This window comes from Micromonospora sp. CA-269861 (genome assembly GCF_050948505.1).
Classification (GTDB): Bacteria; Actinomycetota; Actinomycetes; order Mycobacteriales; family Micromonosporaceae; genus Micromonospora.
In genome coordinates this window covers 6833286-6844753 of the sequence record NZ_CP192014.1, presented here as the reverse complement: position 1 = coordinate 6844753, position 11468 = coordinate 6833286, and the positions used below count along the sequence as shown (strand labels likewise).

Annotated in this window: 8 protein-coding genes; 5 read left to right on the top strand and 3 right to left on the bottom strand. The window is 69.5% G+C overall.

Going from position 1 to position 11468, the window contains the following annotated elements:
* Window positions 1–34: 34 nt before the first annotated feature.
* Window positions 35–193, top strand: a complete 159-nt coding sequence (locus tag ACQP0U_RS31525; RefSeq protein WP_433314206.1) for a hypothetical protein — start codon at window positions 35–37, stop codon at window positions 191–193.
* Here ACQP0U_RS31525 and ACQP0U_RS31520 read toward each other — a convergent pair.
* Window positions 178–1365: a glycosyltransferase family 4 protein gene (locus ACQP0U_RS31520; RefSeq protein WP_433314204.1), complete on the bottom strand. Its 1188-nt coding sequence runs from the start codon at window positions 1363–1365 to the stop codon at window positions 178–180. The genes ACQP0U_RS31525 and ACQP0U_RS31520 overlap by 16 nt on opposite strands.
* Window positions 1366–1433: 68 nt before the next feature.
* Between ACQP0U_RS31520 and ACQP0U_RS31515 the strand changes: the two genes are divergently transcribed.
* The gene (locus ACQP0U_RS31515; RefSeq protein WP_433321310.1) at window positions 1434–5708 is read left to right on the top strand and encodes an alpha-(1->3)-arabinofuranosyltransferase; all 4275 of its coding nucleotides are present in this window, start codon (window positions 1434–1436) and stop codon (window positions 5706–5708) included.
* On the opposite strand, the gene ACQP0U_RS31510 is transcribed toward ACQP0U_RS31515, so the two are convergent.
* Window positions 5597–6796: an acyltransferase family protein gene (locus ACQP0U_RS31510; protein ID WP_433314202.1), complete on the bottom strand. Its 1200-nt coding sequence runs from the start codon at window positions 6794–6796 to the stop codon at window positions 5597–5599. The two genes, ACQP0U_RS31515 and ACQP0U_RS31510, sit on opposite strands and share 112 nt — an antisense overlap.
* Before the next feature lie 136 nt (window positions 6797–6932).
* Here ACQP0U_RS31510 and ACQP0U_RS31505 point away from each other — a divergent pair, with 136 nt between their 5' ends.
* On the top strand, window positions 6933–8066 hold the full coding sequence (locus ACQP0U_RS31505; protein ID WP_433321308.1) for a DUF3068 domain-containing protein: 1134 nt from the start codon (window positions 6933–6935) through the stop codon (window positions 8064–8066).
* Window positions 8067–8121: 55 nt separating this feature from the next.
* Here the strand turns inward: ACQP0U_RS31505 and ACQP0U_RS31500 are convergent, their stop codons facing one another.
* Window positions 8122–8865, bottom strand: a complete 744-nt coding sequence (locus tag ACQP0U_RS31500; protein ID WP_433314198.1) for a class I SAM-dependent methyltransferase — start codon at window positions 8863–8865, stop codon at window positions 8122–8124.
* A 384-nt stretch (window positions 8866–9249) separates the two neighbouring features.
* On the opposite strand from ACQP0U_RS31500, the gene ACQP0U_RS31495 reads away from it, so the two are divergent.
* Window positions 9250–9873, top strand: coding sequence for a DUF6230 family protein (locus ACQP0U_RS31495; protein ID WP_433314196.1), 624 nt, complete (start codon window positions 9250–9252; stop codon window positions 9871–9873).
* 76 nt (window positions 9874–9949) lie between these two features.
* Complete coding sequence (locus ACQP0U_RS31490; protein ID WP_433314193.1) at window positions 9950–11401, top strand: DUF6114 domain-containing protein; 1452 nt, start codon at window positions 9950–9952, stop codon at window positions 11399–11401.
* The last annotated feature ends 67 nt before the right edge of the window (window positions 11402–11468 follow it).

The following is an 11468-nucleotide window of genomic DNA, read 5'->3' as shown; positions in this document are numbered from 1 at the left end:
TGCCGCCACGCTTATCGATGGAGGAGGGTACACAATGCCGAAGCCGCTTACCTTGATGCTGGCCGCGGTGGTCGGTGCGGTGCTGGCGGTGGTGGCGCTGAGTGCCATGACGCAGCAGCTCGTCGTTTCGTCGGGCACCGCGGCGAGCACGTCCGACGACAACGGCGACCCTCAGCACTACGGCGTCCGGTAGCCTGCCGCCGGCTTCGGCCCGCCGTCGGTGACGGCCCGCACGAGGTCGGCGAAACGGTTTCCCGATGCCGACCAGGTGAAGCAGGCAGCGTGCGACTGCGCCGCCTTTCCCATTTCGAGGCGGAACACGTCGTCGGCCAGAAGACTCCGTACCTGTGCGACGAAGTCATCCGTGTCATGGGCGAGTAAACCCGTTTCTCCGGCGACGATTGCCTCGGTGACACCACCCGCTTCGTGAAACGCTACGGTCGGCGTGCCAACTGCGCCAGCCTCGACGATCGTCAGGCCCCATCCCTCTTTCAGGGAGGGGGTCAGGGCGACCCATGTCGAGCAGAGCAATTCGTGCTTCTCCGACTCCGAGACGAAGCCAGCAAAATGCACCCGGTCGGCGATGTCCATTATGTCCACGACTTGGCGTAGTCTCGTTTCCCACCAGCCCTGCCCGGCGATGGTCAGCCGCAGGCTCGGGAATTCCGCAGCGAGTCGCGCCACCGCTTCCAGTGCGATCTCCACCCGCTTGTGGGGGACGAGCCGGCACAGCACCAGGAGCGAGGGGTAAGGGGTACGAGGGGCGGTGTCGGGCGTCAATTCCGGAGTCCCGTTGTAAACCACAGTGACGCGAGCCGGGTCGACGCCCAGCAATGCCAGTTCGTCACGGGTCGCTGACGAGACGGTCACGTAGCGGCACCGCCGGTAGATGCGCGTCGCGAAGCTCGACTCGATCCACCATCCGATCCGGGCACCCCAGGCGCCGAGGACCACGGGCCACTGCTCACGGTGCACGTGGTGCACGAGGATGACGATGGCGCAGCGTGCGTATAGCGGGGAGAGGAAGGGCAGCCCGTTGCACACGTCGACGATCAGGTCGGGTCGGCCGAGCGATCGCGCCCGCAACGGGCCGAGCCCGACCAGGCCGGCGAGATAGACGAGCGCGGCCCGCAGGTAAACGGTGTGCCGACCACCCCGACGAAGGATCCGTAAACCGTGCTCTGTCGTCTCCTCGCGGGGTGCACCCGGATGGTTGGCGCACAATAGCGTCGCGCGGTGCCCGTGCGCTATCAACTCTTCGGCGATGCGCTCGACATAGACCTCCGAACCCCCACCTTCCGGATTGCGCGTGTCGCGCCAGTTGAGGAACAGTACGTGCCGTCCGGGGCCGTCGAGGGTCTGCACCCGCTGCTCCTACTGCCGAGTAGTGTTCGCGATCGCGCCACCCTAAGGCGCTCGTGTCCGAACCCGCAATGGGTCGACGCGTCGGTCCGATGTGCACCTGGCGGCCGGCAGTAGACGGGAGAGGCGAAATGCGCGAGGCATCGCAGCCGGCGGGAGAGTCGGCGCCCTACGGCGCTTCCTCGGCGGTGTGGCGATTGCGGACAGCCTCGGTCTGCGTCGCACTCACGGCGCTCGCGTTCCTTCAGGAACCCGGCAAGATCGTGATGGACACCAAGGTTGATCTTGCGACAAATCCCGTCGGATGGCTCGAACGCGCATTGCACGTCTGGAATCCAGCAGGGTCGTTCGGCCAACTACAGAACCAGGCGTACGGCTATCTATGGCCGATGGGACCATTCTTCGCAGCCGGCGATGCCATGGGTGTACCCGCCTGGGTGGTGCAACGGCTCTGGTGGGCACTGCTGATGTGCGTCGCCTGCGTCGGGGTCATCAAACTGGCCGAGCGGCTGGCCATCGGCACGCCTGCTGCCCGGATCATCGCGGGCGTCGCGTTCGCGCTCTCTCCCAGGCTCGTCACCGAACTCGGGCCGATCTCGGTGGAGGCATGGCCCAGCGCGATCGCCCCCTGGGTGCTCGTACCCCTGATCGGGTTGGCCCACGGCGCGTCGCTGCGCCGGGCCGTCGCCTGGTCCGCACTGGCCGTTGCCTGCGCCGGCGGTGTCAACGCCACGGCCGTGCTCGCTGTCGTACCGCTGGCGGTGCTCTGGCTGGTCACCCTGCGGCCGATGCGGCGTCGGCTCCTCGCGGTCGGCGCCTGGGGAGCGGCTGTCGCCGCCGCGACCGCCTGGTGGTTGGTGCCGTTGCTGCTGCTCGGCAAGTACAGTCCACCGTTCCTCGACTACATCGAGACGGCCCCCGTGACCACTCGGGTGACCGACCTGGTGACGACCATGCGCGGGACGTCGCACTGGCTTGCCTACGGTCGATCCTGGGGCGCCGGTGCCCAACTCGCGCTCGACGGCCCGCTGATCATCGCCACCATCGTGGTCGCCGGTCTCGGTCTCGCCGGCCTGGCCCGCAGCGGCATGCCGCACCGGCGATTCCTGATCACCGGCCTGCTCGTCGGCATCGCCCTGGTCGCAATGGGGCACGTCGCCGCCGTCGACGGCTTCTTCGCCGAGTCGCAACGAACCTTCCTCGACCGCGCGGGGGCACCGCTGCGCAACGTGCACAAGTTCGACGTGGTGCTGCGACTGCCGCTGATCCTCGGCCTGGCGCACCTGCTCGGCGTGTTCGCCCGCACTGCCGCGGTGGCCGGCCGCCGATGGCACTCGGCCCAGAAACGCGCGATCGTGGTGAAGGTCGTGGCGTTGACCGGAATCGCCGCCATCGCGAGCCCCGCCCTCGCCGGTCAACTGCCGACCAAGGGCAGCTTCGAGAGCGTTCCCGGTTACTGGCAGGCCGCCGGCAGCTGGCTGGACGCCAACCTCGGGCGCGACCGTGTGCTGGTGGCACCGGCCGCCCGCTTTCCGGACTACCGGTGGGGAAGCCCCGCCGACGAGATCATCCAACCCCTGTTGAAGAGCTCCTGGGCGGTGCGCAACTCGATCCCGCTCACCCCACCGGCAACGATCAGGCTCCTCGACGCCGTCGAATCGGTGGTGAGCACCGGCGCTGGTTCGGACGGCCTGGCCGACCTGCTCGCCCGGTCCGGAGTGCGGTACGTCCTGCTCCGGTCGGACCTCGACTACGGGGCGTCCCGTGCGGCTCGCCCACTGCAGGCGCGGCAGGCCATCGACCGCTCTCCCGGACTGCGACTGGTCGCCGCCTTCGGCCCGATGGTCGGTGGCGGAAACGCCTTCGGCGGGTACCGCGACCAGGGCCTGGACGTGCCGACCCGCGCCCTGGAGGTGTACGAGGTCCAGCAGGTTGTGCAGCCCGTGGTCGCGTACGACGCCACGGCGGTCTCGACCGTGGTCGGAGGGCCGGAATCGCTGCTGGACATCGCCGCTGCCCGCCGGCTCGACGCGGCACCCACGGTGCTCGCCGGCGACCTGCCGAACGGTCAGGCGCTGGGCCCGGTGCTGCTGACCGACGGGATGCGTCGACGGGAGGTGACCTTCGGGCTGTTGCACGACAACGCGTCGGCCACCACCGAAGCCGACCAGCGGTCCCTGCTCGGCGGAATCGCGCGCGACTACCTGCCGGCTTGGGGGGACGAGTACGCCACGGTGGCACGGTACGTCGGCATCAACGGGGTCACTGCCTCCAGCTCCTGGGCGCAGGCCCATCCTCTGAGCGGCTCCCGCCCAGCCCACCTCCCGTACGCGGCGGTCGACGGCGATCCGTCGACCTCGTGGCGCACCGCCCCCAGCGCCCCCACTCGTCAGTGGCTGGAGGTCGAACTCGCCGAGCCGAGGAAGGTCTCGGAGGTGCGGCTGCGTTTCGACACCGAGGCGGACATGCTGCCCACGAAGGTGACAGTGCGCAGTGGCCCAGAGCGGGTCACTGTCGACTCGTTCGAGCCGACGTTGACTGTGCGGCTTCCCGGTGTGCACTCCAGCACCCGGATCAGGGTCACCATCGAGGCGGCGTGGCCGGTCCGGACCGGTCAGGGGCGAGTCGGCATCGCGGAGCTGGAGATCCCCGGGGTGCAGGCGGCGCGGACACTTGTCACGCCGCCGGGCCCGGACACCGAGCGGCCCGCGACGGTGGTGCTGACCTCGGCGCCGTCCATCGAGTCGTGCTTCTTCGTCAACGACGTGCCGCGTTGCGGTTCGGGAGTGGGCCGAGAGTCCGAGGACGGCGGTCAGATCGACCGGACGGTGGTCCTGCCGGCAGGTGCCTCGTACACACCGGCGGTCTGGGCGCGGCCGAAGGCCGGCCCACAGCTCAGTGCACTGCTCGACGCGGAGGTGGCGAAATCGTGGCCGCTGACGTTGCCACCGCGCGCCACCGCCTCGTCCAGCGCGGTGCCCGACCCGGTGGCCCGCCCCGGCGCCGTCATCGACGGGGACCCAGCGACGGCCTGGCTGCCGGCGGCCGAGGACGAGGGCCCGTGGTTGAAACTCAACTGGCTCACCACCCGCACGATCACCGGCCTGCGGCTGTCGTCTGCGGAGTCGGTCGCCCGTGCGCGCCCCTGGCGAGTCACCGTCATCGGCGACGGCGGGGTACGCGCGGGCGCAGTCGACAAGGACGGGTTGCTCAGGTTCGACCGGCCGTTGCGAACCGACGAGGTCACGATCCTCTTCCGTGCGAACACCTCAGTGAAGAGTTTCGACCCGTACAAGGGCAGGTCCGAGCGGCTGCCGCTGGGAATCGGCGAGGTGAGCACACTGCCCGCGGGCCCGCCGATCGGAGTGAATCTCGACGAGCGCGTGACGTTGCCGTGCGGCAGCGGGCCGACGCTTCAGGTTGCCGACAGGCAGATGCGGACGGCCATCACAGCCAGCCGCCGGGAGCTGCTGGAACTGCGGGAGGTGCGGGCCACCGGGTGCGGCCAGAAGGTGGCGAAGCCACTGGAGCTGCCCGCGGGTGAGCTGCGGGTGGTGGCGGCCGGGAGCGATCTGGCCACCCCGACGAGGCTCGTTCTGGACCCGGCTGGTCGCACCGGCCCGATCGCGACGCCGAGCCCCGTACGCATCGACGACTGGTCGGCGATGGAACGACGGCTGCACGTCGCCGCAAACCCGGGCGGCACCGTCCTGGCCGTGCGGGAGAACGAGAACCCTGGTTGGCAGGCGACAGTGGCGGGGCACAAACTGACGCCGATCGTGCTGGACGGATGGCAACAGGGTTGGTTGCTGCCACCCAACGTCGGCGGGGACGTCGTACTCCGCTTCACGCCGGACCGCACCTACCGGGTTGGCCTGGTGGCGGGTGCGGCACTGCTCGGGGTCGTCCTGCTGCTCGCGGTGCTTCCGTCCCGCCGCCCGCCGAGGTCGATCGTGGCCGCACCGGGACGGCGTCGGCGAGGATGGCTGCTGCCCGGCGTCGTCGGTGCCGTAGCGCTGGTGAGCGTCGGCGGAATCTGGGCTGCCGTGCTGGTGGTCGTCGGAGCGGCGTTGGTTGTCGCCCCCGGGATACTCGCGCCGCACCTGCACCGGAGTGAACTGCGGCGGCTTCGCCGGATCAGCCGGCTGGTGGCATGGCTGCTCCCGGTCGTCTGCTTCGGTGCGGCAGGCTGGATCTCGGTCGTCGGTCCCCTCCCGCACACGTCCGCGGCGCCTCAACTGGCGGCGCTGGCCGCCCTCACCGCCCTCTGGTGCTCGGTCACCCTGCCCGCACGGCGCCTCGCGTTCGCCGACCCCCAGCGCAGCAACGGGCGCTCGACGACGTAGTAGCTGACCGTCGCGAACACGATCGCACCGCACAGGGTGAGCGCGTAGGTCCGCAACGGGTTGCCTGTGAAGTAGGCGCGACCCTCGACGCGGTAGATCAGCTCCAGCACCAACGGGTGCCACAGAAACATGCCGTAGGAGAGCGTGCCGAGCCAGCGGATCGGTGCGCTACCGAGGGCCAGCGACATCAGCGTGGTCGGGCCGAACACCAGGGGGATCATGATCATTACCGCGACACCGGCGTAGAGCCCGAGCTGCGCGGCGAACTGCCCGGCCGTCGGGGCGGCGACGCCCCGCGGCCCGGTGACCGAGGTGCTGGCCACGGCGAGCAACCCGAGCGCGATGCCCCAACAGGCCAGTGGCGCGGAGCCGAGCTGATCGAAGACCTGCCACGAGCGGGGTGCCGTAGACGTCCGAAGCGCCACGTGGATTGTGGCGAGCACGATGCCCGCGGCGAACCACAGCGCGTACGACGGGAACCACATGATGTGCAGGCCGGTGTCCAGGAAGCCCATTCCCATCGCGACGATCCAGCCCACCGTGATCACCAAGCCGGCACCCGCGAGCGTCACCGTGCGGACAGGTCTCCATCGCCTCCCGACGAGTGCCGCCGCCGCCAACGGCAGCACCAGGTAGAAGACCACCTCGGTGGAGAGGCTCCAGGTCTGACCCAGACCGGGCCTGATCTGTGCGTGCTCGTAGATCTGGGTGAAGGTGAAGTGCCGCAGCCAGTCACCCCACGGAGCGACGCCGTGCTCTGGGAGGACCGTGAGGCAGACGATGACCGCGAGCCAGTACGCCGGCAGGATCCGTATCGCCCGCTTCCAGTAGAAGCGTCGGGCACCCGGCGTCGCGGAACCGGTGGCGGCAGCGCGGGCCCAGGGGCGGAAGAGCAGGAAGCCCGAGAGCGTGAAGAAGAGCGCGACCGCGAAATCCATCATGGCGATCCATCCGCCCCAGGTTTCCCGGGTGGTGACGCCCGTGATGAATCCGACGTGTTGGGCAATCACCGCTGCCGCACCGATTACCCGCACCCCGTCGAGGGCCGGCAGACGCGGAAGCGCGGGGGCGGAGGGGGCAGTAAACATCAAGCTTCCCGGGGGTCGCGGAGGGAGGTGACTGGAGAGTAACGTGCCGCCATGCCAGAGGCGTCCACTCGTGATGTCGATGTCTTCAGCGCTTGGCTGGCTGGCGCCTTTTCGCCTTGTCATTGAAGGAGGAGCAGTGAAGAGGATTGTCGGCGCCGCGCTTTTTGGCCTTGGCGTCCTGCTGGTCGTCGCCGCTGTGGGGCTGCCACTGTACGTCGCACCCGTGGTCGGTCAGTTGCCGTACGACCTGAAGCGGTCCGAGTCCGTGGCTGAGTCGGCCAACGCCGAGTTCCTCCAGATCAAGGCGGGCGCCGCGAACGTCGAGCGGGGTGGTCTCCGGTCGACTGTGGAGGTGGTCCCGCTGCCGAAGACCACCGAGGAGAAGATGACAGGTGACCTCAAGGGCGAGGCTGTTGTCTGGGACGTGTTCCAGTCGGTGAGGCGCGTCGACAACAACGAGATCATTAGCGAGTACAGCACTGAACTCGCCATTGACCGCCGCAGTGGTGCCGCTGCCAAGTGGGATCCTGCCTGGCTCGATGACGGCACCGGTCAACCCGCGAACTACGCGGGCCAGGTCTACAAGTTCCCCTTCGGCACGGAGAAGAAGGACTATCCGGTCTACGACCGTGAGATTCGCAAGACGGTCCCGGCGCAGTTCAAAGAGGTCACCGAGGTGCGCGGGGTCGAGGCCTACCGCTTCGAGCAGACCGTCCCCGAGGCGCAGTTGGTGGTGGCCGAGAGCAGCCTGAAGGTGCTGTTGGCGCGCTTCGCGCCAGGGGCCACGACCGCCCGACTCATGTACACCAACACGCGCACGTTCTGGGTGGAGCCCGTCACCGGCTCGTACGTGGACGTCCGCGACCAGCCGCGCAAGGTGCTGGTGCCGGACGTGGGCACGCCGACGGTGCTGCTGAACGCCGACTTCCGCTACAACGAGGCGACTGTGATCTCCAGTGCCGACCGCGCTGCGGAGAACGCCCGGTCCATCAAGCTCGTGAGCCTCTGGGGCCCGATCACGCTGGGACTGCTCGGTCTGCTGGCGCTCGTCGGCGGCATGCTGCTGGTTCTGCGCGGCTCCGGCAAGCAGGCCGTTGCCGCCGAAGGGGCCGTCGCTGCCGAGCCGGTCGAGGAGAAGCGGGGCGGTAGCCACCGGGCCGACCGGGATGGTGCGGTCGCCGAGTCGGATGCGCCGAAGCCCGATGCCGACTCCACCGAGCAGACGGTGCCCGAGCAGCGGTCGGCGACCGAGCGTTCCGCGACGCTCTGAGCCCTGAGAGTCACCTTTCGGTGGGCCCGGTTCGCCGGGCCCACCGAACTGCTTTTCAGCGCTTGACGGCGGACACCACGAGGATCGAGGCGAGCGAGGGTCGGCGGCTCATGGCCGCGTCGAACCAGGCCATGCTCGACGGGACCCCGTGGAACCCCGCGCCCCGCAGGGTGACCGGCTCGAACCCTTCGCGGCGGAGCAGGTCGAGCAACGCGGTGCGATTGAACAGGCGCAGATGCCCGACCGGCATGGTGTCGGTCTTGAGGCGACGCAGCACCCCGGCACCGACCTCGGTCGACCGCGTGGAGGTCTCGTAGAAGATCGGCTGGACGCCGGCCAGGAAGAGCGCCCTGTTGTACCAGGCTTGCAGGTTCGGCGTGGTCAGCACGAGGTGCCCGCCCGGCCGGAGCACGCGGGCGCACTCCTCCAACAGGTGGTCGGGGTCGTACAGATGCTCAAGCACCTCGCCGGCATGTACCAGGTCGATCGAGGCGTCCGGTAGGGGCAGGCCGTCTCCGAGGTCGCAGCGGTGGAACTCGTACGGCAGCTCAGCGGCCCGCGCGAGTTGGTGCTCCGAGTAGTCGACCCCGATCCAACGGATGTCCCGATCGGGAGCAGCGGACGCGAGATGGGCCAGGAAGCTGCCGTCGCCGCACCCGACATCGAGGACGCTCGACCGTGTTGCGGAGTCAGCGGCCAGCGCGGAGAGGATCAGGTCGGTTGCGACGTGTTGGCGCTGCCGCAACGGGGGTGATTGGCTGCCCCAGCCCTGGGGGCCGTAGTAATCGATCAGCGGCACGCCGCAGAGCATAGCCATCAGGTAGCGCCTGAGGGAGGGCCGCGCGACCCGAGATCGCGCCGAGCGCCCCCACCTGCTTTACATTTGTTATCTTTTTGTAATCCGTCGATACGCCGCTTACTCTCCGCTGCTTGAGTGGGGGTAAATGTCGGCCTTGGCGCTGAATTGGGGAAACTCTTCCCATGGTCTCTCAACGGAAAGTGATGCTTCGCCGCCTCCGAGTCGACAGTTGATTACCGGCCGGTAATCAGGGGGTTGTGACCTGCGCCGCAACGGGTGCACCATCAAGCCCGATGGTTACCAGCCGGTAACAGACCGCGGGCCCCAGTGCGGGCCGCCCGTCCGGGACCGGCCACTCGTGCGCATCGACCCGAGGAGGAACCCGTGCAGGATCGGTTTGACAGTCAGGGTCGTACCCGATGGCGGCGCTTCGCGGCCATGATGGTGCCCGCCACGGCGGCCGCCGGCGCCATCCTCTTCGGAATGTCGACAGGCGCGATCGCCTCCGACATCACCGTCTCCGGACAGACGTTCAAGATCGGCGCGGACCGCCTCGAGGGTGACGGCTTCAAGCAGTACGGCGGCATCGTTCGCGAGAAGGGCAAGGACGGGAAGGCCGGCCAGGTCCACCCGATCGCGCTCTCCGAGATCAGCAGCGCCGAGCTGTACAGCCTCTGCCAGTCCGTCCGCGCCGACCTGCCGGGCCTGCCGGTGGTGCTCACCATCAACGCCGGCGAGGGCAAGGAACCCGCCCGCGCCAAGGACCTGCTCATCGCGATGGACTCGTTGAACGGCAACGCGACCTTCACCAACATCAGGATCGGTCGGGACGCCACCGACCTGAACCCGACCGCGCAGGCCGGCTCGTTCGGCCAGAACTCCGACCACGTCACCATCACCAACCTGCAGCAGGTGTCCCGATACACCACGGCTGCCACGTTCAACCTGGTCGGCCTCCGACTCAAGGTCAACGTGGGTGACGACGCCAAGGGCAAGGAGTGCTTCTGAGATGAGCCACGGCCCGCGGTGGTCAGCACCGCGGGCCGGGCCCATGTCCCCGTCCCCGCTCGGCCAGGAGGAGTACGTGACAACCGCGAACCCGTCCCACGCCCGGCCCGGTGGCCCGGCTCAGGCGTGGCGGCTGTTCCGCCGCTGGCAGCGCAGCCGGCCGTTCTGGGGCGGACTGCTCATCGCCCTGGCCGGGCTGGAGATGTTCGCCTCCACCCGGATGACACTCAACGGGCTCAGCTTCCACAGTGGTGCGACAGGCCTGCTCTCGCTGTTGATCCCGATCATCCTGGTGACCTGTGGCCTGCTGCTCTGGTTCACCCCGGCGCAGCGGCTGTTCTACTCGGTCGTCGCGGCGGTCACCGCGGTCTACTCGCTGATCGGGCTCAATCTCGGCGGCTTCTTCGTCGGTCTGCTGCTCGGCATCGTCGGCAGCGCGCTCGCCTTCGCCTGGACGCCGATCCGCCCCGCACCACCCGCACCGCGACAGACCGAGATCGAGCAGGACGGCGTCGAGCAGGACGGCGTTGACCAGGACGGCGTCGAGCAGGACGGCGTCGAGCAGGTCGACGTTGAGCGGGCCGGCGTCGAGCGGGCCGATCCTCTGGGGGTCCGGGCGTCCGACGAGGTCGCGCCGCCGGAGTGGCCGGGACGTTCCGCTGATCCCCGGGCCTTCGCCATCGCCTTCGTGGTCCTCGGCCTGGCGGCCGTCGGCCTGGCCGCCCAGCCCCGAGCGGTGCAGGCTGCGCCGAGCCGGCCGGCCTCGACCGGCTGCCCCACCCCGCCCCGGCCCGTCACGCCGTCGCCCAGCCGCGGCGCGGCCACGCCGACGCCCAGCCCGAGCCCGGAGCGGGGCGGCAACGTGATCACCGACATCCTGGACGGGATCGGCGATCTGCTCGGCCTCGGAGGCGGAGAGGACCCGGCGCCCCCGGTACGCCCCACCGCCACGCCGACGCCCCGGCCGACCAGCACGGCGACGCCCCGACCCGGCCCCGCCGACTGCCCGTCGCAGCCCCCGAGCAAGCCCGGCACACCGCCAACCGGCAAGCCGGGGAGGGTGCAGCCGGGCAAACCGCTGCCGCGTATCGCCGCCGATCCGGCCCTGCCGACGGTGGCCCAGACGCCGTCGAAGCTCACCGGGTCGTCGGTGCGGATGACCGGGCTACGGTTCGACGGGGTCACCGACCTGCACACCGTGAAGGGCGACCTCAAGGTGCTGAAGTTCAGCATGCGGGAGGCGGTGACCAACGACTTCCTGCTGCGGGCCGACGGCCCCGCGGGGCGCAACCAGCGGTACGCGACCAACCAGTTGACCGTCCGGGGGGATGTGGCCTTCTACGCGACCCGGTTCGTCGGCCGACTACTCGGCATCAAGGTCACGTTGACTCCGGATCTGCCGCTACCGGATGGCATCCCGATCACCTCGCCCATCCCGATCACGTTCACCGACCCCGCCATCGACCTGGCGTACGTCACCAGCGACACGCTGACCGCCCGCCCGGCGTTGGCACTCACCCTCGGCTGAGCGCACAGCCGGGCGAGCGCCCTCGGGCGGAGTGCGGGAGCCTCGACTCGGGCGTGGCTGCGCGCGG